Origin of the sequence: Pandoraea sp. NE5 (assembly GCF_024363545.1) — a bacterium.
Lineage (GTDB): Bacteria > Pseudomonadota > Gammaproteobacteria > Burkholderiales > Burkholderiaceae > Pandoraea > Pandoraea cepalis.
In genome coordinates this window covers 195,057-218,388 of record NZ_AP025517.1, presented here as the reverse complement: position 1 = coordinate 218,388, position 23,332 = coordinate 195,057, and the positions used below count along the sequence as shown (strand labels likewise).

Below are 23,332 nucleotides of genomic sequence, written 5' to 3'. Positions count from 1 at the left end.
CATTTCACGCATTGCTGTTTGTTTTGCCATAACCGCGCGCGCGGCGGCTGTGCCGAAGTCGCACACCGCCACCGCGCCCACCCTCCCAGTCAAGACCGGAGACCAAGATGAAACGCAAGCCCTTCGCAAGCCCGCTCGATACCGTTGACCTCGCTGACACCCACGCCGACAACGACGCTGCGTCGCTCGCACAGCCGGGCCGCCGCACGGCCATGAAGACGGCGCTCGTAGGTGCCGCCGCCGTGGCGTTCCCGTTCGTGTGGACGTCCTCGCGCGCCGCCACCAAGCGCATCGTCGTGCGCGACGATGGCGGCATCTACAACAAGGCGTACGACGCCGTGTTCTACAAGCCGTTCGCCAAGGCGACGGGCATCGAGGTCGTGGGCGTGCAGGCCAACGCGGAGCCGACCGCGCAGATCAAGAGCATGGTCGAGGCGGGCAGCTACACGTGGGACATGGCCAAGATCAGCCAGCCCGCGATTCTGCTGCTGACCGGGGGCGGCAAGGAGTACCTGGAGCGTCACGGTCTCGAGTCGGACCCCGTCATCGCGAAGATTCCCTCGCAGTACATGTCGCCGTTTGGCGTGGGGACCAACATTTACTCGACGGTGCTCGCTTATCGCACCGATGCGTTCAAGGGCCGCAAGGCGCCGGCGTCGTGGGCCGATCTGTGGAACGTGAAGGATTTTCCGGGCCGTCGCGCCATCCGCAAGTACCCGTTCGACACGATCGAAGAAGCGCTGCTGGCCGATGGCGTGGCGCCTGCGTCGGTCTATCCGTGCGACTTCGACCGTGCATTCAAGAGCCTGGACAAGATTGCGAAGCATGTGGACGTGTGGTGGACCACTGGCGCACAACTCGAACAGATGCTGGGCTCGGGCGAAGTCGACATGGTGGCCACGTGGGCTTCGCGCGCGCAGTCGGCGCAGGCCAACGGCGCGCCCGTGGAGATCGTGTGGAACCAGAACATCTGGGGGTGTGACAACTGGTCGATCCTCAAGGGCACGCCGAATGCCGGTGCTTGCCGCGAGTTCATCAAGTTCGTGAGCGATCCGAAGCGTCAGGCCGAACTGACCAAGTTCTTCCCGGCCGGTTTGACGCAGCCCGAGGCGTTCAATTACGTCAAGCCCGAGATTGCAAAGCACTGCCCGACGTTCCCCGAGAACATGAAGAGTGGCGTGCAGATCAACGCGAAGTTCTGGCAGCAGAACCAGAGCGTGGCGCTCGAGCGTTTCAACCGTTGGATCCTGACCTGATCCTCACCTGCCGTTCCGTTTCATGCATTCTAGGGTGCTGATCTCATGACCGTTGCCAATCTCCAAGTGTCGGGTCTGTCCAAGCGCTACGGCGATTTCGTCGCGCTTGCCCCGACCGACCTCGATGTCGCCCAGGGCGAATTCCTGACCTTGCTCGGCCCAAGCGGCTCGGGCAAGACCACCTTGCTCTCGCTCATCGCGGGTCTGTCGCAGCCCGATGCGGGCGCCATCCGCATCAATGGGACCGATGTCACGTACGGCGCGCCGTACGAGCGCGACATCGGTATGGTGTTTCAGAACTACGCGCTGTTCCCGCACATGACCGTGGCGGAGAACATCGCATTCCCGTTGCAAATGCGTCGCACCGACGCACAGGCCGCTCGCAAGATGGTCATGAACGCGCTGGAGATGGTGCATCTGCCGCATGTGGCAGAGCGCTATCCGCGCGAACTCTCGGGGGGGCAGCAGCAGCGCATCGCCCTCGCGCGTTGCATGGTCTACCGGCCGTCGATCATTTTGATGGACGAGCCGCTGGGCGCGCTCGACAAGAAATTGCGCGATCACATGCAGCTCGAGATCAAGCGTATTCACCGCGAACTCGGCACCACCATCGTGTACGTGACGCACGATCAGGAAGAAGCGATGACGATGTCCGATCGCATCTGCCTGATGAACGCCGGGGAAATTGCGCAACTGGGCACGCCGGACGACCTGTATTTCCGTCCGTCGAGCGTGTTCGTGGCCGATTTCCTCGGGGAGTCCAACCTGCTCGACGCCACCGTGCTTGAGCGTGCGGGCGATCAGGTGCGCGTGGCGATGCCGGGCGTGGAAGGTGCGCAGGGCGCCAGCGCGATGGTCTATGACCCCATGGTCGAGCCGGGCCGTGCGGTCAAGCTGCTGCTGCGTCCGCAGAACCTGCACATCCACGATGGCGCCGTCGGCGGCGATGGCGCGCACCGCGATGGCGTGGCGACGATCTCGGCGAAGCTCACCGACATCATGGTCACGGGCGGCATGACGAAGCTGTACCTGCAGTCGTCGGTGATGGGCGGGGCGGTGGGCGAGGGGGGCGGCGTAGGCAAGTCGCTCGTGGCGTCGTTCCCGACACATCGTCGTGGCAAACGTTTCGAGATCGGGCAGACGCTCGGCCTCGCATGGCGTGCCGATGACGCCGTGGCGATCGCGGGGTAAGCGATGAGTGCATCCGCCGTGGTTCGTCCTTCGTCGTCCCGTCCCGCTCAGCCGGCGCCGCGCCGGGCCCGCTGGCGTGCGCGCCTGCGCCCGCTGCTCATGGCCGCGCCCATCGTCATTCTGCTGGCGGTCATGCTGATTTATCCGGTCGGTCAACTGCTGCTGCTGAGCATTCGCGGCGAGAGCGGCTTCACGCTCGCCGAATATCAGCGCTTGTTCGCCTCGTCGGTGTACGTCGAGGTGTTGCTCATCACACTCAAGGTCTCGCTATACACGACCTTCTTCGCGGTGCTCACGGGCTATCCGATTGCATATCGGCTCTCGACACTGAGCGGCGCGCGCAAGCAGCGGTTGTTGTTCTGGCTCCTGCTGTCGTTCTGGACGAGTTTTCTCGTGCGTACGTTTGCCTGGGTGGTGCTGCTCGGCCGCAACGGCGTGATCAATCGAACGTTGCTCGATCTGGGTCTGATCGATGCGCCGCTCTCGCTGCTCTACAGTTTTCCGGCCGTGTTGCTGGGCATGGTGCATGCACTCATGCCGCTGGCGGTGCTCACCATGCTCTCCGTCATGGAGAACATCGACCGTCGTCTGCCGAGCGCGGCATCGACGCTGGGCGCGCGCCCCGGCACCGTGTTCTGGCGGGTGTATTTCCCCTTGTCGCTGCCGGGCGTGGCCGCCGGCGCGCTGATGGTGTTCGTCACGTCGATCGGCTTCTTCATTACGCCGACGCTGCTCGGCGGTCGTCACGACACGATGATTACGCAGCTCATCATCGATCAGGTGATGCAGGCATTGAACTGGGGCTTCGCGGGCGCGATCTCGGTGCTGCTGCTCGCCGTGGTGCTGGTGGTGTTCTTCGTCTACGACCGCCTGGTCGGGCTGTCGACGATGGCCGGCGGCGCAGGCGACGTCAAGACCGGCAAGCGGCGCGGCGGATGGAGCCGGGCGCTGGGCGAGACGGTGCTCTCGGCGCTGGGCCGTGCCACCGATCTGCTGTTGCGTGCGATGCCGCGTCACAAGGGCGAGCAGGGCGACGGGCGCGTGCTGCGTGCGATTGTGGTCCTGCTGGTGGTGTTTCTTGCCGCACCGGCGCTGCTGATGATTCCGATGTCGTTCGACTCGGCGTCCGGCCTGGCATGGCCGCCGAAGGGTTTCTCGCTGCAGTGGTATCAGCAGATCTGGGATTCCCCGTTGTGGATGCAGGCGGTCACGCGCTCGATGCTCGTCGGGATCGGTGCGGGGCTGTTGTCGATGCTGATCGGCACGCCGGCCGCGTTCTTGCTGGTGCGCGGTGGCATGCGCGGCAAGTCGGCGATGCTCGCGTTCGTGCTCGCCCCCATCGTGGTGCCGCGCATGATCCTGGCCGTGGGCGTGTTCTATTTCTTTGCCAAGATCGGTCTGGTGGGCTCCAGCGTCGGGCTGACCCTCGCGCATACCGTCGTGGCCGTGCCGTATGTCGTCATCACGATGATGGCGGTACTGCGCAACTACGACACGCGCCTCGACCTGGCGGCCTACAGCCTGGGGGCGCGTCCGTGGGCGACGCTGCGCCGCGTGACGTTCCCGATTCTCGGCGCGGGCCTGCTTTCGTCGTTCCTGTTCGCGTTCGCCACGTCGTTCGATGAACTCACGATTGCGCTGTTCACGTCGGGCGGCCTGTCGACCACCCTGCCCAAGCAGTTCTGGGACGAGATCACGATGCAGATCTCGCCGGTGATCGCCGCGGTCTCCACGTGCCTGTTCCTTTTTATCGCCGCACTCATCTGGGTGGCCGAGCGCTTGCGCCGGCGCAGCCTCGCGACCTGATGCGGTATCCGATTTCACCGAACTCACGATTCACGGACGTTTAACACATGCTTCGCTCTGCACAACTGAAGGGCATTCTGCCGGCGATTCCCACGCCGGTGAACGCCGACGACACGATTCACACCGATGCGGCGCGCGCGCTGATGCGGTATCTGCTGGGGCAGGGCATCGACGGCGTGGTGCCGCTCGGCGGCACCGGCGAGTATGGGGCGCTCTCGCGCGCCGAGCGCGTGCGCATGGCCGAACTCACGGCACAGGAAGTGCAGGCGCACGGCCGCGACGTGCCGGTGATCGCGGGCGTGCTCGACCCGGGCTATCACGACGCCATCGAAGCCGGTCGCGACTTCGCGGCAGCGGGTGCCGACGGCCTGCTCGTGCTCACGCCGTACTACACCAACCCGACGCAAGCCGGTATCCGCGACTACTTCCTGCGCTATGCCGACGAGTCGCCGGTGCCCATCCTGATCTACGAGATTCCGTATCGCACGCGCATCGCGATTGCCCCGGAAGTGCTGCACGAGCTGTCGCGCCACGAGAACATCATCGGCATGAAGGCCTGCAACACCGACATGTGGCATTTCCTGCGCACGATCGCGGGCATCGATGCGTCGTTCGCCGTGCTGAGTGGCGAAGACACGTTGTTCCCGTTGCATGTGGCGGCGGGCGCTCGCGGCGGCATCGTGGTGACCGCATCGCTATTGCCGAGCGCATGGCAGCGCATCTTCATGCTCGCGTCGGAAGGCCGGACGGCCGACGCGCTTGAATTGCACCGCTCGCTGATTCCGCTGATGAACCTGGCGTTTGCCGAGACCAACCCGGGGCCGATGAAGTCGGTGATGGACCTGATCGGCGTCGACGCGCCGGCGATGCTCGCTCCGCTGGTGCCGCCCGCACCGGCGCTGTCGGCCCAATTGCGCGAGGAACTGGCCAAGCAACTGGCGATCTTCGAGGGCCGCTGAGGCCGGACGCGGTCTTGACCTTCCGCCGCTGGCGAGATTCAGCGGCGGAAGGTCGAGATTCGAGACTTCGAGATCGAGGTGGCGGCGACCTGCACGTGCGGCGCGAGTTCGGCCTCAACGCGCTCGCGTGTCCAGCGCGAGGTCGGCACCGAGATGTTGATGGCCGCGACGGCGTATCCATCGTGATCGGTGATGGGGGCGGCGACCGAGATGTCCCCCATCACGGTTTCGCTTTCGACGATGGCATAGCCGCGTCGCGCAGCGGTCTGGATGCGTTCGAGGAGCTTCTTCTCGTCCGTCGTGGTGTACGGCGTCATCGGTTCGAGCGACGTATTCGCGAGGATTTCCCGCACGCGTGCGTCGGGCAGGCGCGACAGCATGGCGATGCCGGAGGCGGTGAACATCGCCGGCAGGCGGGCGCCGACGACGATGCCGATATTCACGAGATGCTGACCGGGAAAGCGCGCGACGTACACGATCTCATGGCCGTCCAGCTCCTGCAGGTTGGTCGTCTCGCCAACGCGGCGGAAGATGTCCAGGAGATACGGCGCGGCTTTCTCGACGAGATCGTTCGCGCGAATGTAGTTGTATGAGAACTGAAGCACCTTGGTGGTCAGACCGTAGGTGCGGGTCTCGGGCACGCGAAACAAGTAGCCGAGCACTTCGAGGGTGTGCACGAGCCGCTGTGTGGCGCTGCGATCGAGCCCTGCCGCCTTGGCGATGTCGCCAAGCGTCATATAGCGCGCCGGGCCGTCGAAGGCGTGCAGCACCTGAAACGTCTTTTCGGTGGATCCGACGAAGAGCGACGAGCGGGGCGTCGACGGCGCAGCGTCCGACACGCTGGCGGATTTGGCTGGCGTGGCGGCCGGCGCGTCTTCAGTACGGCCGGATGACCGGGCGGGCAAGCGCGGCATGGAATGCACCAATATGTTCGGATTGTAACGATTGTGATTGTAATGCAATTGTTTGTGTGCAAGTGACGAATTGCCGGCACGTCGTGTTGTGGGACACGCATTGAGACCGCGTGGCGGCTGCCACGGGGGCATTTGAGGATAGGGGGGAGCAATGCACGCGTTTTCTTGCGTGGAGGATTACCGCCGGGCCGCTCGGCGGCGTCTGGCGAAGCTGGCGTTCGATTACCTGGAGGGTGGGGCGGAAGACGGCGACGCGCTGCGCCGCAACCGTGATGCGTTCGCGCAGTGGGGCTTTGCGCCGCGCGTGATGACCGATACGTCGCAATGTTCGAGCGCGACAACGTTCTGGGGACGTGACGCCGCCGCCCCGATGGCCGTGGGGCCGACCGGCTTGAACGGCCTGTTCTGGCCGAAGGCGGATGAGCGGCTCGCCCGCGCGGCCGCCGATGCCGGGCTGCCGTTCGTGCTGTCGACGGCATCGACGTCGCTGCTGGAAGACGTTCGCGCGGCGGTGCCCGACGGCGAGATGTGGCTCCAGCTCTATGTGCAGCAGGACCGTCGCATTGCCGAAAGCATGATGGGCCGCGCGCGTGAGTCGGGTTTCCGCACGCTGCTGTTGACGGTCGACACGCCGGTGCATGGCAAGCGCGATCACGACACGCGCAACGGCTTCAAACTGCCGTTGCGCATGACGCCGCGGCTCATTGCCGACTGCATGCGGCATCCGCACTGGAGCTGGCAGATGCTGGCCCATGGCGCGCCGCAACTGTGCAACATCGCCAGGAGTGTGGGCGAGCGTGCGGATCTGGCGCGACATGCGGCGGTGCTGAGCCGTCAGATGGATCTGTCGCTCGGCTGGGACGATCTGGCCTGGGTGCGCCGTCACTGGCCCGGTGAAGTGCTCGTCAAGGGCATCCAGACCGTGGAGGACGCCCGACTGGCGCAGGCGCACGGCGCGGATGGCATCGTCGTGTCCAATCACGGCGGGCGGCAACTGGGCAGCACGCTCGCGCCGCTCGAGGCGCTGCCGCCGATCGTCGATGCGGTGAGCGCTCGCGGGTCCGCGATGGCGGTGTTTGTCGATGGCGGCGTGCGGCGTGGCGCCGACGTGGCCAAGGCCGTTGCGCTGGGGGCCAAGGGGGTGTTGCTTGGCCGTGCGCCGTTGTATGGCGTGGCGGCCTGTGGCGGCAAGGGCGTGGCCGGGGTGCTCGCGCTGTTGCTGGGCGAGTTGCACACGGCGATGCAACTGCTGGGCTGTGCAAGCGTGCGCGACCTCACGTCGCAGCGGCTGGTCCGGCTGCCGTCAATACAGGCGAATCAGGCAAACCCGCTATAATGTTCCGCGCCCGATTGCCGTCGGGCGGCGTGGCATCCGGCAGGCTGGCGGGCGCGAACGCCGTGCGGCGGCGTGCCCTTTTTCATACACAGGAATGCCATCATGAGCTTCAACCACGTGCCTGCCGGCAAGGACATCCCCAACGATTTCAACGTCATCATCGAGATCCCGGCGCAAAGCGACCCGGTGAAGTACGAGGCGGACAAGGAACTGGGCTTGCTGGTCGTCGACCGCTTCATCGGTACGGGCATGCGTTACCCGGCCAACTACGGTTTCATTCCGCAAACGCTGTCCGGTGACGGTGACCCCGTCGACGCGCTGGTCGTCACGCCGTTCCCGCTGCTGGCTGGCTCGATCGTGCGCTGCCGCGCGCTGGGCCTGCTCAACATGACCGATGAGTCGGGCGTGGATGCCAAGCTGGTGGTCGTGCCGGTCGACAAGATCTGCCCGATGACGGCGCACATGAAGTCGATCGACGACGTGCCGGGTTACCTGAAGGATCAGATCAAGCACTTCTTCGAGAACTACAAGGCGCTCGAGAAGGGCAAGTGGGTCAAGATCGAGGGATGGGAAGGCGTTGAAGCTGCCCACAAGGAAATCGTCGATGGCGTGGCCAACGCCAAGAAGTAAGCGATTTTCGCCTGCGGCGTCGCTCGTCAACGCTATAGAAGCCCGGCCGTGTGCCGGGTTTTTTTGTTGCCCGCTGAAAGCTGCACCAAGTTCGGCGACAATGGCTGCCAGTTCGATGGATCAATGCCGGCGGCCGCAACGTCGGCCCACGGGTTTGCAGACGAGGTGAGCGGTGAGCAGCGACGTAGTCATCCGTGTAGTGCAATCGATTGAAGACGTGCCGCCCGACGCGTGGAACGCGCTCGCGCGCGGCAACCCGTTCGTGCAGCACGCGTTCCTGCATGCGATGCATACGAGCGGATGCGCGTCGAAACGCACCGGCTGGCAGCCGGCTTATCTGCTCATGCAGGCCGGCGATAGCCTCGTGGGGGCCATGCCGCTCTACGTCAAATCGCATTCGCGCGGCGAGTACGTGTTCGATCACGCATGGGCCGAGGCATTTGCGCGTCATGGCCTGAACTACTACCCGAAACTACTGTGCGCGGTGCCGTTCTCGCCCGTGACGGGGCCGCGTCTGTTGGCGCGCACCCACGCCGACCGGGTCGCACTCGCACGCGGCGCGATCGCGTTCGCGAAGCAGCTCGAGTTGTCGTCGATTCATGTGCTGTTCGCGCATGACGACGATCTGGCGGCACTCACCGAGGCGGGCTATGCGCTGCGCGAAGGCGTGCAGTTTCATTGGGAGAACCCGGGCGTCGCCTCGTTCGACGAGTTTCTCGCGCAGATGAATCAGGAAAAGCGCAAGAAGCTCAAACAGGATCGCCGGCGCGTGCGCGATGCCGGGGTAACGTACCGGTGGCTGCGCGGTGCCGACATCGACGAAGCCGCGCTCGATTTCTTTTATCAGTGCTACGACAACACGTATCGCGAACACTGGAATGCGCCGTATCTGACCCGCGCCTTTTTTGATCAGTGGCATTCGGCGATGCCCGACACGCTGTTGCTCGTCATGGCGGAGCGCGACGGCGAGCCGTTGGCATGCGCGCTCAATGTAGTGAGTGGCGACACGATGTATGGACGGTACTGGGGCACGACCGAATTCGTGTCCGGCATGCACTTCGAGACGTGCTACGCGCAGGGCATCGAGTATTGCATCGCGCGTGGGCTGCGCAGCTTCGAGGGCGGCGCGCAGGGCGTCCACAAGATGTCGCGCGGTCTGCTGCCCACGCCTACCTGGTCGGCCCACTGGATTGCCGATGCGCGCTTCGCCGATGCCATTGCCGAGTTTCTCGATGCGGAGACCTCGGCGATGGACGAGCATATCGGCGAGCTGGAGGCCCACACGCCGTTCAAACGCCCGGCATCCTGACGCCGTAGCACCCGGCGCCGTCGCCCGGCATGGTGGCGTCGCGCGTAATATACTGGTGATCCTCACGTCCGCCGCTCGCGCCGGGCGGGCGACGGCCCATGGTGCCTTCGTCTGCCATCGTATCGGCACAGGGACGATGCCTCGTAGCCGCCGACATGACCAACCGATTTCTCAATCTCTACAATCACGATTTCGCGCGTGTGGCCGTCGGAGTGCCGCAATGCCGTGTCGCCGATCCTGCCTACAACGCCGCGCAGACCATTGCGCTCGCGAAGCAGGCCGATGCCGCGGGCGCCGTGCTCGTCGCCTTCCCTGAACTCGGCATTCCCGCCTATAGCTGCGAAGACCTGTTCCAGCAACGTGCATTGCTCGACGCCTGCAACGTGGCGCTGGCCGACATCGTGGCGGCGAGCCTCGAACTGGGTGCCGCGCTGATCGTGGGCATGCCGGTGCGCGTGCAGCAACGCCTGTTCAACTGCGCAGTGGTCGTCGCGCGCGGACGCGTGCATGGCGTGGTTCCCAAGACCTACCTGCCGAACTACAGCGAGTTCTACGAAGCGCGTCAGTTCAACGCGGCCGATGACGCGGGCGTCGACACGGTGACACTGCTTGGCGACGAGGTGCCGTTCGGTGCGCTCGTCTTCGAGGCGGCCGACCAGCCGTTGCTGCGCTTTCACTGCGAGATTTGCGAGGACGTCTGGGTGCCCGTGCCGCCGTCGTCGTTCGCGGCGCTGGCGGGCGCGACGGTACTCGTGAACCTGTCGGCATCTAACGTGGTCGTCGGCAAGTCGGCCTATCGCCACCAACTGGTCGGGCAACAGTCGGCGCGATGCCTCGCCGCTTATCTGTATACGTCGGCCGGGCAGGGCGAATCGACGACTGATCTCGCGTGGGATGGCCAGGCGCTCATCTACGAGAACGGCGACCTGCTGGCCGAGTCGGCGCGCTTCGCCAGCGACTCGCATCTGATTTATGCGGACGTCGATCTGGAGCGGCTCGCGCGCGAGCGCATGCATCAGACGACGTTCGGCGTGTCGGTGCGGCGCCATGCCGACGAGGTGGCGCGCTTTCGCACCATCAAGGTCGATGTCGCGATGCCGCGCAACGCCGAGCTGCCGCTCGCGCGCGCCATCGAACGCTTCCCGTACGTGCCGTCCGACCCGCGTCGTCGCGACGAGCGCTGCCACGAGGTCTACAACATCCAGGTGCAGGCGCTGATGCAGCGTCTGGCCTCGTCGAAGATTCAGAAGGTCGTGATCGGGGTGTCCGGTGGCCTGGATTCGACGCATGCGCTGCTCGTGTGCGCGAAGGTCATGGATCGGCTCGGGCTGCCACGCACGAACATCCTTGCCTACACCATGCCCGGTTTCGCCACGAGCGAGCGAACGCTGCGACAGGCGCGCGAGCTGATGGCGGCGGTAGGCTGCACGGCGCGTGAGATCGACATCCGCCCGAGTTGCATGCAGATGCTGGCAGACCTCGACCATCCGTTTTCGCGGGGGGATGAAGTCTACGACATCACGTTCGAGAACGTGCAGGCCGGTGAACGTACCAATCATCTGTTCCGGCTCGCGAATCACCTGGGTGCGATCGTGATCGGCACCGGCGATCTGAGCGAACTGGCACTGGGGTGGTGCACGTACGGCGTCGGCGACCATATGTCGCACTACAACGTGAACGCCAGCGTGCCCAAGACGCTCATCATGCACCTCGTGCGATGGGTGGCGGAAACCGGGCAGTTGGGCGGCGCGGCGTCGGCCAAGCCCGCGAGCAAGGCTGGCAAGGACGCCGAATCGCGTCGCAACGTGCTCATCGATATCCTGGAGACGGAAATCAGCCCGGAACTCGTACCGGGCAAGGCCAACGGCGCGCCGGAACAGCGCACCGAGCATTTCATCGGGCCTTACGCGTTGCAGGACTTCAACCTCTACTACACGCTGCGTTTCGGCTACGCACCGCGCAAGGTGGCGTTTCTCTCGTGGAGCGCGTGGCACGACGCGTCGACGGGACGCTGGCCGGACGAAGGACACGTTGCGCATCACGCGTACGATCTGGTGGCGATCAAGCGAAACCTGCGCATTTTTCTGGACAGGTTCTTCCGCACCAGTCAGTTCAAGCGGTCGTGCATTCCGAACGCGCCAAAGGTCGGCACGGGCGGGTCGCTCTCACCGCGCGGCGACTGGCGGGCACCGAGCGATTCGGAGTCGGTGGTGTGGCTCGCCGACCTGGACACCGTGCCCGACGACCCGCATGCCTGAGCATACTGTGATCGGCGCGCCTTGCGCGGACCGGTACAATAGCCCGGCGAATTCTCAGAACAATCCAACCAAGATATCGAGGCGACAATGAAACGCGTAACTGCCATCATCAAACCCTTCAAGCTCGACGAAGTCCGCGAAGCGCTGGCCGAAGTCGGCGTGACCGGCCTGACCGTCACGGAAGTGAAGGGCTTCGGCCGTCAAAAGGGTCACACGGAACTGTATCGCGGCGCCGAGTACGTGGTCGACTTCCTGCCGAAGATCAAGATCGAAGTGGTGGTCGGCTCGGCACAGGCCGATCAGGTCATCGACGCGGTATTGAGCGCGGCGCGCACCGGCAAGATCGGTGACGGCAAGATCTTTGTGACCGATGTCGAGCGCGTGATCCGCATTCGTACGGGAGAAGAGGGCGAGCAAGCGGTCTGACGCCGGCTCGGGCGTCGTCGCGAGGTTGCGGCGGCGAGCGGGGCGAGACGCAAAGGGCTGGACGGAGGAGGGCGACGACTGCGCAGGCGGCGTCGCCCTTTGGCGTTGATGGCGCGTAAGTTGCGGCGATGACCTTTGCGACATTTGCCACGCCTGCGACGGCGGAGGCGTGTGCGGCGGCGTGCGACGTGGTGTGTTCGGCGCGCGCCGGGGCGCGTGGACTAGCCGCGCGGTGCTCGCGTCTGCGCGCCCTGGAGCAGAACGACCAACGCGCCACTGCCGCCGTCGCGTCCTTGGGCTTGCGCCCAGGCCAGCACTTGGTCCTTTTGCGCCAGCCAGCCTCGCACCTTGTCCTTGAGCACGGGTTCGCGGTTCACGGAGCCGAGTCCCTTGCCGTGGATTACGCGCACGCAGCGCAGGCCGCGCTTCACGGCGTCGTTCAGGAAGGCGGACAGCGCCTCGCGGGCTTCGTCGCGACGCATGCCATGCAGGTCGATCTGCGCCTGCACCACCCATTCGCCGCGCTGCAGCTTGAGCAGGGCGTCGTGACTGATGCCGGGGCGGCGATAGGACAGGCGATCGTCGGTGTCGAGCAGGGCTTCGGGGTCGAACTCGTCCGACAGCGATTCGTGCAGAACGGCCGCTTCGTCTTCCTGCGTCTGACGGGCCACCGGCTCGGGCGGCTGGCGCGGATGCTCCACGCGATCGGTCGCGCCCTTGCGAGCGATCGGGGCGATGTCGCCCACGCTGTCGCGGAACACGTTGGCGTCGCGCTTGGCTTGCGCGGCGCGTTTGGCTGCGGCTAGGCGTTCGGCTTCGCGCGCGGCCGAATCCTTGGCGATCGCGTCGCGCAGGCCGGCGAGATCGCCGAGGCCGAGTCTGGGAGGCTTCTTGCTCATGGTCGTGCGAACAAGGTCGGTGGGAGATCAAACGACAACGGCGCCCCCAGCGTATGAAATTTCACGTGGCGAGGGCGCCGTCGCAGGTCATTCAGCGGTTACTGGTCGAGGTTTTCGAGGTAACGCTGGGCGTCGAGCGCGGCCATGCAGCCCGTGCCGGCGCTGGTAATGGCTTGACGGTAGACGTGATCCTGCACGTCGCCTGCCGCGAACACGCCCGGCACGCTGGTGGCCGTGGCGTTGCCGTTCAGGCCGCTGTGCGTGACGATGTAGCCGTTCTTCATCTCGAGCTGCCCTTCGAAGATGTCGGTGTTCGGCTTGTGGCCGATGGCGATGAACACGCCATGCAGCGCGATGGCTTCGCTGGCGCCGGTCTTCACGTTCTTGATGCGGATGCCGGTCACGCCCGAGTCGTCGCCGGTGACTTCATCGAGCACAGTGTCGTACTTGAGTTCGACTGCGCCTTGCTTGGCCTTTTCCAGCAGACGGTCGATCAGGATCGGCTCGGCGCGGAACTTGTCGCGACGATGGATCACGGTGACCTTGCTGGCGATGTTGGACAGGTACAGCGCTTCTTCGACGGCCGTGTTGCCTCCGCCGACCACGCAGACTTCCTTGCCCTTGTAGAAGAAGCCGTCGCACGTGGCGCAGGCGGACACGCCGCGGCCCGAGAAGGCGTCTTCCGACGGCAGGCCGAGATATTGTGCCGAGGCACCCGTGGCGATGATCAGGGCATCGGCGGTGTATTCGCCGGAATCGCCGATCAGCCGCAGCGGACGCTCATTCAGATGCACCGTGTGAATGTGATCGAAGATCATCTCGGTATTGAAGTGCTCGGCGTGGGCCTGCATGCGGGCCATGAGCTCGGGGCCTTGCACGCCGGTCGGGTCGCCGGGCCAGTTCTCGACGTCCGTCGTGGTCATCAACTGGCCGCCCTGGGCGATGCCTGTGATCAGCACGGGCTTGAGGTTGGCGCGCGCGGCATAGACGGCGGCGCTGTAACCGGCGGGGCCGGAACCGAGAATCAGGACTTTGGCGTGCTTGGCAACGGACATGAACGAGAACTCACCGGAAAGGGATGGGGGCTGGCGCCCGATCCGATCCTGCACCGCGATGGCGCGGCGCGGGGATTGGCGCAAACCGCCATTATAAGGGGCCGACGTCGTTTCGTTGATCGACTCTTGCAATCGACGCGATAGCCCGCGCGCCACCAGGGCGGGCGAGCGCCCGGTCGCGGCCGTCTGCCGAAGGCCGCGGTGAGGCCCGGCGTTACGGCTTGTCACGTATTCGTGCATTAAGTGGGGGAATAGTTGTTTACAATGGAGCCTTGCCGCGCGGCAGGCCGCCCGTCTGCCCGCCCAACCGCATGGCTTGATGACGACGAAATCTTCCTACTCTGCTGGTGCCGGATCGTCGTTACCCAACCGGGTGACGCACCTCTTCCATGAAATTCGCTGGATGGCGCAGGTCGCGCTGATGGTGTTCCTGTTGATGGCGTTGCTGTCCTACAGCCGTCTGGACCCCAGCTGGACGCATGCGGCGCACGTGGAGCGCATCGCCAATTGGGCGGGGCGCGTGGGTGCCTGGGTGGCCGACATGCTGCTGCTCATGCTGGGCCTTTCCGCGTATTGGCTGGTGGTCTTCATCGCCCGGCGCGTGATTTCCGGCTATCGTCGGATCTCGGCCAAGCGCGAAGCGCCCCCGCTGCGCGAACGGCTGGCCAGTGGCGGATGGGTCGAGATCGTTTCGTCCCTGATGCTGTTGCTCTCCAGTGCCGGCATCGAATCGCTGCGCCTATATCGCCTCAAAGCCCAATTGCCGCGCGCCTCCGGGGGCGTGATCGGCGAGACCGTAGGCGGCTTCTTCCAGCACGCGCTCGGCTTTACCGGCGGCACGCTGGCATTGCTGCTCATCTTCGTTTTCGGCCTGTCGCTGCTGTTCCATTTCTCGTGGCTGAGCGTTGCCGAGCAGTTCGGCGCATTGATTCTCGATACCGGCACCGTGATCCGCCGGCGCCGCGAGGCGCGTCAGGACCGTCGGCTGGGCGAGGAGGCCGCGATCGCACGCGAAGGGGCCATCGTGCAGAACCGCGTGCGCGCCGAAGTGCATGAGCCGGTGCAGATCGTGCCGCCGGTCAAGGTCGTCGCGAAGAGCGAGCGTGTCGAGAAGGAAAAGCAGGCGCCGCTCTTTGCCGATCTGCCCGACTCCATCCTGCCGCCGCTGGCGTTGCTCGATGCGGCCCCGGCCGCGCAGGAGACCGTCTCCGCGGAGACGCTGGAATTCACGTCGCGCCTCATCGAAAAGAAGCTCAAGGATTTCGGTGTCGATGTGAGCGTTGTGGCCGCGTATCCGGGGCCGGTCATCACACGCTACGAAATCGAACCGGCCACGGGCGTGAAGGGCAGCCAGATCGTCAACCTGGCGAAGGATCTGGCGCGTTCGCTTTCGCTTGTATCCATTCGCGTGGTCGAAACCATTCCCGGCAAGAACTTCATGGGGCTGGAACTGCCGAATCCGCGGCGTCAGACGGTGCGGTTGACGGAGATTCTCGGCTCCGAGATCTACAACGACTCGGCGTCGCTGCTCACGCTCGCGCTGGGCAAGGACATCAGCGGCAAGCCGGTGGTGGCCGATCTGGCGAAGATGCCGCACTTGCTGGTGGCCGGTACTACGGGCTCGGGCAAGTCGGTGGGGATCAACGCGATGATCCTGTCGCTGCTCTACAAGGCGACCGCCGAGCAGGTGCGGCTCATCCTGATCGATCCGAAGATGCTCGAAATGAGCATGTACGAAGGCATCCAGCATCTGCTGTGCCCGGTGGTCACGGACATGCGTCAGGCGGGCCATGCGCTGAATTGGGTCGTGGCCGAGATGGAGCGTCGCTACAAGCTCATGAGCAAGCTCGGGGTGCGCAACCTCGCCGGTTACAACAACAAGATCGACGACGCCGCCAAGCGCGAAGAGCACATCCCGAATCCGTTCTCGCTTACGCCCGACGCGCCGGAGCCGCTGCAGCGCCTGCCGTATATCGTCGTGGTGATCGACGAGTTGGCCGACCTGATGATGGTCGTCGGCAAGAAGGTCGAAGAGTTGATCGCGCGCATCGCGCAGAAGGCGCGTGCGGCGGGTATCCACCTGATTCTGGCAACGCAGCGTCCGTCGGTCGATGTCATTACCGGGTTGATCAAGGCGAACGTGCCGACGCGCGTGGCGTTCCAGGTGTCGTCGAAGATCGATTCGCGCACCATTCTCGACCAGCAAGGGGCCGAAACGTTGCTGGGGATGGGCGACATGCTTTACATGCCGCCGGGCACGGGATTGCCATTGCGGGTGCACGGGGCGTTCGTGGCCGATGACGAAGTGCATCGCGTGGTCGAGCGCCTGCGGGAGCAGGGTGAGGCGAATTACGTTGAGGGCATTCTGGACGGCGTTGTCGACGGTGAAGACGGCGGCATCGACGGTGCCGGTGGCGCGGGCGGCGGAACCGGCGAGGGCGGCGGCGAGTCCGACCCGCTGTACGATCAGGCCGTGGCCGTGGTGCTCAAGCAGCGCCGTGCGTCGATTTCGTTGGTACAGCGGCATCTGCGCATCGGCTACAACCGGGCGGCGCGACTGCTTGAACAGATGGAACAGTCCGGCGTTGTGTCGGCGATGGCGAGCAACGGCAACCGGGATATTCTGGTGCCGAATCGCGAAGGAGAGTAAGGAATATGTTGGGATTCAAGCGCGGCTTGCCGCTTATCGCGGGTGCTGTGGGTGTGACGCTGGCGGCGCTGGTCGCCCCCGCCTATGCCAGCGGCACGGCGCAGCTCAAGGCGTTTGTCGCGCAAGTGAAGTCGGCGCGTGGCGAGTTTGAGCAGAAGCAGGTCAAGGGCCAGCAGGACGGAGCCTTGAAGGTGTCGAACGCAGCCTCGGGAACCTTCGAGTTTGCGCGCCCGGGCCGCTTCATCTGGCGCTACGTCAAGCCTTACGACCAACTGTTGCAGGCCGACGGCGAGACGCTCTACATCTACGACAAGGATCTGAACCAGGTGACCGAGCGCAAGCTGGGCGCTTCGTTGGGCGCGAGCCCGGCCGCGATCCTGTTCGGCAGCAACGACATCGAGAAGAATTTCACCCTCAAGGACGCCGGCGTGAAGAACGGCATCGACTGGGTGGAGCTGAAGCCGAAGGCGAAAGACACGCAGTTCCAGCGCGTGGGTATCGGGTTTCGCGACGGCAACCTGGCGGCAATGGAGCTCTATGACGCCTTCGGCAACGTCACGTTGTTGACGTTCGACAAGATCCAGAAGAATCCGCCGATGTCGGCGGACAACTTCAAGTTCACGATGCCCAAGGGGGCCGATCTGATCAAGGGTTGAACGCGCGTCGTCCGCATCAGTCCATGTTGTGCCTGTCCTCGGTGGCGTGACTTGCCGGCGGGGCGGTGTCCGGGCTGGCATAATGGGGACATCTGACGATCCGAAAGCGGCCGGGGACTCCCCGGCCGCGCTGCTTGAGAACATGTCCAACGACGCCCCTCTGTCGGCTTCGGTGCCTTTGGCCGAGCGCCTGCGCCCCCGTACCATCGACGACGTGATTGGCCAGCGCCATTTGCTGGGCAAGGGGAAACCTTTGCGCGTGGCGTTCGAAGCGGGGCGTCCGCACTCGATGATTCTGTGGGGCCCGCCGGGCGTGGGCAAGACCACGCTGGCGCGCCTGATGGCGGATGCGTTCAAGGCGTACTTCATCGCGCTGTCAGCGGTGCTCTCGGGCGTCAAGGATATTCGCGACGCCGTCGAGGCCGCGCAGATTCAGCGCGGACAGGGCAAGCAAACCGTCGTGTTCGTCGACGAGGTGCATCGCTTCAACAAGGCGCAGCAGGACGCGTTCCTGCCGCACGTCGAATCGGGGCTCTTCATTTTCGTGGGGGCGACGACAGAAAATCCGTCATTCGAGGTGAATGGCGCGTTGCTCTCGCGCGCGGCGGTGTACGTGCTCAAGAGCCTGAATGACGACGAACTCGGCGAGATGATCGTGCGCGCGGCGCATGAACTGGGCGACATCGGGTTCACCGACGAAGCGCGCCAGGGCCTGATCGATTCGGCGGACGGCGACGGGCGCAAGCTGCTCAACAACGTTGAGATCGTCGCGCAGGCGGCGGCGATGCAGAACCTCAAGACGATTGACGAAGCGTTGCTCGCCAGCGTGCTCGCCGAGAATCTACGGCGCTTCGACAAAGGCGGCGATGCGTTCTACGACCAGATCAGCGCGTTGCACAAGTCGGTGCGAGGCAGCTCGCCGGACGGTGCGCTGTACTGGTTCTGCCGCATGCTCGATGGCGGCGCCGATCCGCGCTATCTCGCGCGCCGGATTGTGCGCATGGCGTGGGAGGACATTGGGCTGGCCGATCCGCGCGCGGCGCGCATCGCGCTCGATGCGGCGGAGACTTACGAGCGCCTCGGCACGCCCGAAGGCGAACTCGCCCTCGCGCAGGCCATCTTGTATCTTGCGGCGGCGCCGAAGTCGAACGCGGGCTATAACGCATACAACCAGGCGCGGGCATTCGTCGGCAAGGACAAGTCGCGGGCGGTGCCGATCCATCTGCGCAATGCGCCCACGAAGTTGATGAAGGAACTCGGCTACGGCCACGAGTATCGCTATGCGCATGACGAGCCCGATGCCTACGCGGCGGGCGAGACGTATTTCCCCGACGATTTGCGCGCCCAACATTGGTACCGTCCGGTGCCGCGTGGGCTGGAGGGCAAGATTGGGGAGAAGCTCAACTGGCTGAAGTCGCTCGATGCCGAGTGGCGGCGCGCGAACACCAAGGGGCGTCAAGCCGACGCCGCGGCCAAGCCATCGGGCGCGGGGGCGACGGCTTCCGGCAAGCCCGCGCCGGTCGAGCCTTCCGACGATGAATCGGCCTGACGCGGGCTGCAGTTGCCGTCGCAAACGCGCCAAATGGCGAAATCGCCGTGAGCGTTTGGTAAAATCCCTGGCTTGATGCTGCCTCCGGTGCCTTGATGGGCAAGCGGGCAGCCAGAACGAATTTTTTGGCCCACGACGATGGGCCGCTAACGACAGACACCCCACCATGCTCGACATTCAACTACTTCGCAAGGATCTCGACGGCGTTGCGGCGCGACTCAAGGCGCGCGGCTATACGCTGGACGTGGCGACGTTTGCTGCGCTCGAGGCGGAGCGCAAGCAGATTCAGACGCAAACCGAGGAGCTGCAGGCCCGCCGCAATGCGCTCTCGAAGCAGGTCGGCATGAAGAAGGGCAAGGGCGAGGACGCCTCGGCCGAAATCGCTGAAGTCGGCGGCATTGCGGACACGCTCAAGGCGTCGTCGGTGCGTCTGGAGGAGATTCAGACGCGTCTGTCGGACGTGTTGCTGGGGGTGCCGAACTTGCCGCACGAGAGCGTGCCGCTGGGCTCCGACGAGACGCAGAACGTGGAAGTGCGCCGTTGGGGCACGCCGCGCGCGTTCGACTTCACGCCGCGCGACCACGTCGATCTGGGCGCTGCGCTGGGTCTGGACTTCGATGCGGCGGCGAAGCTCGCCGGTGCGCGCTTTTCGGTGATGAAGGGCGGCATTGCCCGTCTGCATCGTGCGTTGGCGCAGTTCATGCTCGACACGCACACGAGCGAGCATGGCTATACGGAAACGTACGTGCCTTACATCGTGAATGCGGCGTCGATGCGTGGCACGGGGCAGCTTCCGAAGTTCGAGGACGACCTGTTCAAGGTGCCGCGCAAGGTGGGCGGTGAGGACGGCGAGCGGATCGAGAACTTCTATTTGATTCCGACGGCGGAAGTGTCGCTGACGAACCTTGTACGCGACGAATTGCTGGCGGGCGATGCGTTGCCGCTGCGCATGGTGGCGCATACGCCGTGTTTCCGTTCTGAAGCGGGCAGCTATGGCAAGGACACGCGCGGCATGATTCGTCAGCACCAGTTCGACAAGGTCGAGTTGGTGCATGTGGTGCGTCCGGAGGAGTCGTATGACGCGCTGGAGAGCCTGGTGGGGCATGCGGAAGCGATTCTGAAGAAGCTCGAACTGCCGTTCCGCACGATTGTGCTGTGTACGGGCGACATGGGCTTCGGCAGCGCGAAGACGTACGACATGGAAGTCTGGATTCCGGCGCAGAACACGTACCGTGAGATCTCGTCGTGTTCGAACATGGAGAGCTTCCAGGCACGCCGGATGCAGGCACGTTTTCGCAATGCGCAGGGCAAGCCGGAGCTGGTGCATACGCTCAACGGTTCGGGGTTGGCCGTGGGACGCGCACTGGTCGCGGTGCTGGAGAACTATCAGAACGCCGACGGTTCGGTAACCGTGCCCGATGTGCTGCGTCCGTATATGGGCGGCATCGAGCGCCTTGCGCCGGCCGCGTAAAAAATTTTGGAAAGGGGGTTGGCGGCTGACGAAATTCGGCTATAATCTCTTTCTCGCTGCTTGAGGCCACTTAGGCAGCGAACCAAAGCAGAAAGAACGCTTGGAGAGGTGGCAGAGTGGTCGAATGCGCCGGACTCGAAATCCGGTGTACGGTTATACCGTACCGTGGGTTCGAATCCCACCCTCTCCGCCAAGCACACAATGAAGCCCTTGAATTTTCAAGGGCTTTTTTGTTTTTTTGCGTTTCGGAATGCCGTTTGGTGTGTCATGGCGTGCTTGCTGCAATCGACCAGGTTCGGCGTGCGTTGGACACCAACAAGCCAGTGACAGCAGGATGGAAAGGCCCTCGAAGAATCAGTCGGGGGCATTTCCCAACAACAGCGCTTGCGCCTCGACGACCACCTCCACCAGTAGATCGGCAAGCAGCCGCACACGTGGTGAGCGTTTGACATCGGGATGCATCACCAGCCATAGCTTTCTTACGATGGTGCAGACAGGATCGGGGACCAACGACAATGCATCGTCGTTGGCTGCCAGGAAATGAGGAAGTACCGCGATTCCAAGACCCACACGGGTAGCGTTGAGTAACGCAGTGAGATCGTTGCTCTTGAAGACAAAACGCCGATTGCCGGCAATCTGGCTCAGCCAGCGCTGCTGAGGTACTTGGTCAAGACTGTCGTCGTAACCCAGGAACTCCCACGCATCAGCCGGTCGACGGGTATAACCATGGGCGGCGTAAAGTCCATACCCCATGTCCCCAATGCCACGCGCCGCCAGTCCCGCTGCCGTCGGCCGCGACATTCTGATCGCCAGATCGGCCTCGCCCCGCGCCAGATTGGCATCCCGCGATTCACCAATAACCTCCAGATCGATGTTCTGCCATCTGGCGCGCATGGCGGCCAGGCGAGGCACGAGGAAATGACCCGCCCAGGCAGGGGGTGCCGACAGCCGGACCGTTCCCTGCAAGGATGAAACGCCGAGCGCTACCCGCGAGAACGCCTGGGCTTCGTCGTCCAGTCGGCCAGCCTGGGCGACCAGCGTTTCGCCTTCCGCCGTCAATGACCACGCTTTGGGCAAGCGGTCGAAAAGCCTGATCCCCAGCGACTGTTCCAGTGCCTCGACGCGCCTTGCCACGGTCGAGTGCTCGACGCCGAGCCGCCGAGCCGTGCCCGACAGGCTGCCCGTGCGCGCCAGTTCCAGAAAATAACGGACGTCATCCCACTGGAGAGCGCGCTTTCCGATGCCAGCGATGGCTGTGTTTTTATGCACAGTAAATGTCGATATTTGGCGAATTGATGGCGCATTTTGCTAGACGTAAGCTGCGCTTGCAAGCTCATCCATCAGGAGAACACCATGACCGAGCGCGAATCATTTCACGCTTCATCAGCAGCGTCCCAGATCGTTATCAGTCAATATGGCGACGCGGCGGCACTGACCACCGTAGACGAAACGCTGCCTCCGCCGGCGGCCGGCGAGATCCGCGTCCGGCACACGGCGATCGGTGTTAACTATGTCGATATCTATCACCGCACCGGCCTCTACCGGCTGCCCTCGCTTCCCGCAGTGCTTGGCGTCGAGGCCGCTGGCATCGTCGAGGCGCTCGGGCCGAATGTCGACACAGTGCGTTTGGGCCAGCGTATTGCCTACGCCGGCCTTCCCACCGGTGGTTATGCCAGCGCCCGCAACCTACCGGCCGACCGGGCCATCGCTTTGCCCGACGACGTACCCGACGACGCAGTGGCCAGCCTGCTGCTGCGCGGCATCACCACTTACATGCTGCTGACCTACGTCTATTCGCTGAAGGCTGGCGATACCGTGCTCGTGCACGCTGCGGCCGGAGGTCTCGGGCTGGTGCTCGTGCAGTGGGCGAAGTCCATGGGCGCACGCGTCATCGGCACCGTCAGTTCGCCGGCCAAGGCGGAGCTGGCCATCTCACACGGATTGGACCACGCGATCAATTACCGCGATAAGGACTTCGTGGCAGAGGTCATGCGGCTGACGGATGGCGAGGGCGTCGATTACGCTATCGACGGCATCGGCGGAAAGACTCTGCTCGATACCCTCAGCTGCGTACGTCCTTACGGTATGGTTGCCAATGTCGGCCAAGTGTCGGGCGACGTCGCACCGCTCGATCTGTCGCTGCTCGGCCCGGCGCGTTCGGTGGCGCTCTCGCGGCCCGGCGTCATTCGCTTTATGACGGATCTGGAACGTTATCGCGAAGGGGCACTGGCCACCATCCGGCAACTGCAGGCCGGGCTGCGGCCGACGATCGGCGACATCCTTCCATTGTGCGAAGCGGCGGAGGCACATCGCCGGCTCGAAGCCGGGCAAACTGTCGGTGCCATTCTCCTGCGTCCCTGAGCAAAAACAACGAGGATCATCATGCTGTTTCTCATCCTTCTCGACTATCTGCGCCCGTTGTCCGAAGTGGACGTCCACATGGACGACCATCGCGCCTTTCTGAATCGCCATTACGCAGCGGGGCACTTCCTGCTCTCGGGCCGGAAGTCGCCGCGAACCGGCGGCGTGATTCTCGCCAGAGCCAACGCGCTTGACGAAGTCTCGCAATGGATTTCCGAAGACCCCTTCCATCAGGCCGGGGTCGCCAGCTACCAAATCATTGCCTGGGAACCGACGATGGCCGCTCCGGGCATGCCCGACTTCCGAGCGTAGCTTTGCCGAGCGCCAACGGCACTGTCGTCGCCGGTCAAGCCCATGGCGGCGACGATCAGTCATCGGGGGATGATGGCAACAGGAAATCGAGAGATTTCTCGTGCGATGGAAAGGCAATTATTGAGGCACGTTTCAACCCTGAGCGCGGGGAACCACAAAAAATCTCGCCGATCGGTCTGCCGGCGACGAAGTGCGTTATCTCGAGGATGGGGTGGGGGGATCCTGCTCGACGGGTGGTGGAAATTCGCTCGAAGGAACGGGAACTAGACAAGTAGATTAGTTGAATAAGAGGAA

19 protein-coding genes and 1 tRNA gene are annotated in these 23,332 nt (G+C 64.3%); 16 read left to right on the top strand and 4 right to left on the bottom strand.

Annotated elements, in window-relative coordinates:
- Nucleotides 1-212 precede the first annotated feature (212 nt).
- From PanNE5_RS00900 to PanNE5_RS00885, 4 genes are all read left to right on the top strand, one after another.
- On the top strand, nucleotides 213-1,256 hold the full coding sequence (locus PanNE5_RS00900; protein ID WP_261939908.1) for an ABC transporter substrate-binding protein: 1,044 nt from the start codon (nucleotides 213-215) through the stop codon (nucleotides 1,254-1,256).
- 45 nt (nucleotides 1,257-1,301) lie between these two features.
- The gene (locus PanNE5_RS00895) at nucleotides 1,302-2,447 is read left to right on the top strand and encodes an ABC transporter ATP-binding protein (RefSeq protein ID WP_261939008.1); all 1,146 of its coding nucleotides are present in this window, start codon (nucleotides 1,302-1,304) and stop codon (nucleotides 2,445-2,447) included.
- 99 nt (nucleotides 2,448-2,546) lie between these two features.
- Nucleotides 2,547-4,253 (top strand): ABC transporter permease subunit, encoded by a 1,707-nt coding sequence (locus tag PanNE5_RS00890; RefSeq protein WP_261939907.1) that lies wholly within the window; start codon nucleotides 2,547-2,549, stop codon nucleotides 4,251-4,253.
- Nucleotides 4,254-4,300: 47 nt separating this feature from the next.
- Nucleotides 4,301-5,212 (top strand): dihydrodipicolinate synthase family protein, encoded by a 912-nt coding sequence (locus PanNE5_RS00885; protein WP_261939007.1) that lies wholly within the window; start codon nucleotides 4,301-4,303, stop codon nucleotides 5,210-5,212.
- Nucleotides 5,213-5,250: 38 nt separating this feature from the next.
- Here the strand turns inward: PanNE5_RS00885 and PanNE5_RS00880 are convergent, their stop codons facing one another.
- On the bottom strand, nucleotides 5,251-6,126 hold the full coding sequence (locus tag PanNE5_RS00880; RefSeq protein WP_261939006.1) for an IclR family transcriptional regulator: 876 nt from the start codon (nucleotides 6,124-6,126) through the stop codon (nucleotides 5,251-5,253).
- A gap of 151 nt (nucleotides 6,127-6,277) precedes the next feature.
- Here PanNE5_RS00880 and PanNE5_RS00875 point away from each other — a divergent pair, with 151 nt between their 5' ends.
- The 5 genes from PanNE5_RS00875 to PanNE5_RS00855 all read left to right on the top strand — a co-directional run bounded on the left by PanNE5_RS00875 (nucleotide 6,278) and on the right by PanNE5_RS00855 (nucleotide 12,085).
- Nucleotides 6,278-7,462, top strand: a complete 1,185-nt coding sequence (locus PanNE5_RS00875; RefSeq protein WP_261939005.1) for an alpha-hydroxy acid oxidase — start codon at nucleotides 6,278-6,280, stop codon at nucleotides 7,460-7,462.
- A 102-nt stretch (nucleotides 7,463-7,564) separates the two neighbouring features.
- Nucleotides 7,565-8,092 carry an inorganic diphosphatase gene (ppa, locus tag PanNE5_RS00870; protein WP_150564321.1) on the top strand — a complete coding sequence of 176 codons (528 nt, stop codon included), beginning with the start codon at nucleotides 7,565-7,567 and terminating at the stop codon, nucleotides 8,090-8,092.
- A 172-nt stretch (nucleotides 8,093-8,264) separates the two neighbouring features.
- Nucleotides 8,265-9,401, top strand: coding sequence for a GNAT family N-acetyltransferase (locus PanNE5_RS00865; RefSeq protein WP_261939004.1), 1,137 nt, complete (start codon nucleotides 8,265-8,267; stop codon nucleotides 9,399-9,401).
- Between the two features lie 155 nt (nucleotides 9,402-9,556).
- Complete coding sequence (locus PanNE5_RS00860) at nucleotides 9,557-11,659, top strand: NAD(+) synthase (protein WP_261939003.1); 2,103 nt, start codon at nucleotides 9,557-9,559, stop codon at nucleotides 11,657-11,659.
- 87 nt (nucleotides 11,660-11,746) lie between these two features.
- Nucleotides 11,747-12,085, top strand: coding sequence for a P-II family nitrogen regulator (locus PanNE5_RS00855; RefSeq protein WP_150552012.1), 339 nt, complete (start codon nucleotides 11,747-11,749; stop codon nucleotides 12,083-12,085).
- A 221-nt stretch (nucleotides 12,086-12,306) separates the two neighbouring features.
- On the opposite strand, the gene PanNE5_RS00850 is transcribed toward PanNE5_RS00855, so the two are convergent.
- Together PanNE5_RS00850 and trxB are read right to left on the bottom strand one after the other, a co-directional pair.
- Nucleotides 12,307-12,984, bottom strand: a complete 678-nt coding sequence (locus PanNE5_RS00850; RefSeq protein ID WP_017235377.1) for a Smr/MutS family protein — start codon at nucleotides 12,982-12,984, stop codon at nucleotides 12,307-12,309.
- A gap of 98 nt (nucleotides 12,985-13,082) precedes the next feature.
- Nucleotides 13,083-14,039, bottom strand: coding sequence for a thioredoxin-disulfide reductase (gene trxB / locus PanNE5_RS00845; RefSeq protein ID WP_026132246.1), 957 nt, complete (start codon nucleotides 14,037-14,039; stop codon nucleotides 13,083-13,085).
- A gap of 319 nt (nucleotides 14,040-14,358) precedes the next feature.
- Here trxB and PanNE5_RS00840 point away from each other — a divergent pair, with 319 nt between their 5' ends.
- The 5 genes from PanNE5_RS00840 (at nucleotide 14,359) to PanNE5_RS00820 (ending at nucleotide 20,558) form a co-directional block, all read left to right on the top strand.
- Nucleotides 14,359-16,689, top strand: a complete 2,331-nt coding sequence (locus tag PanNE5_RS00840; RefSeq protein ID WP_261939002.1) for a DNA translocase FtsK — start codon at nucleotides 14,359-14,361, stop codon at nucleotides 16,687-16,689.
- A 5-nt stretch (nucleotides 16,690-16,694) separates the two neighbouring features.
- Nucleotides 16,695-17,345, top strand: a complete 651-nt coding sequence (gene lolA / locus PanNE5_RS00835; protein ID WP_150564327.1) for an outer membrane lipoprotein chaperone LolA — start codon at nucleotides 16,695-16,697, stop codon at nucleotides 17,343-17,345.
- A gap of 142 nt (nucleotides 17,346-17,487) precedes the next feature.
- Nucleotides 17,488-18,894 (top strand): replication-associated recombination protein A, encoded by a 1,407-nt coding sequence (locus tag PanNE5_RS00830; RefSeq protein ID WP_150564328.1) that lies wholly within the window; start codon nucleotides 17,488-17,490, stop codon nucleotides 18,892-18,894.
- A gap of 166 nt (nucleotides 18,895-19,060) precedes the next feature.
- Nucleotides 19,061-20,365, top strand: a complete 1,305-nt coding sequence (gene serS / locus PanNE5_RS00825) for a serine--tRNA ligase (protein WP_150564329.1) — start codon at nucleotides 19,061-19,063, stop codon at nucleotides 20,363-20,365.
- Nucleotides 20,366-20,467: 102 nt separating this feature from the next.
- Nucleotides 20,468-20,558, top strand: a tRNA-Ser gene (locus tag PanNE5_RS00820).
- 161 nt (nucleotides 20,559-20,719) lie between these two features.
- Here the strand turns inward: PanNE5_RS00820 and PanNE5_RS00815 are convergent.
- Complete coding sequence (locus tag PanNE5_RS00815) at nucleotides 20,720-21,634, bottom strand: LysR family transcriptional regulator (RefSeq protein ID WP_261939001.1); 915 nt, start codon at nucleotides 21,632-21,634, stop codon at nucleotides 20,720-20,722.
- Between the two features lie 84 nt (nucleotides 21,635-21,718).
- Here PanNE5_RS00815 and PanNE5_RS00810 point away from each other — a divergent pair, with 84 nt between their 5' ends.
- Nucleotides 21,719-22,726: a quinone oxidoreductase family protein gene (locus PanNE5_RS00810; RefSeq protein WP_261939000.1), complete on the top strand. Its 1,008-nt coding sequence runs from the start codon at nucleotides 21,719-21,721 to the stop codon at nucleotides 22,724-22,726.
- Nucleotides 22,727-22,747: 21 nt separating this feature from the next.
- On the top strand, nucleotides 22,748-23,038 hold the full coding sequence (locus PanNE5_RS00805) for a YciI family protein (RefSeq protein WP_261938999.1): 291 nt from the start codon (nucleotides 22,748-22,750) through the stop codon (nucleotides 23,036-23,038).
- The last annotated feature ends 294 nt before the right edge of the window (nucleotides 23,039-23,332 follow it).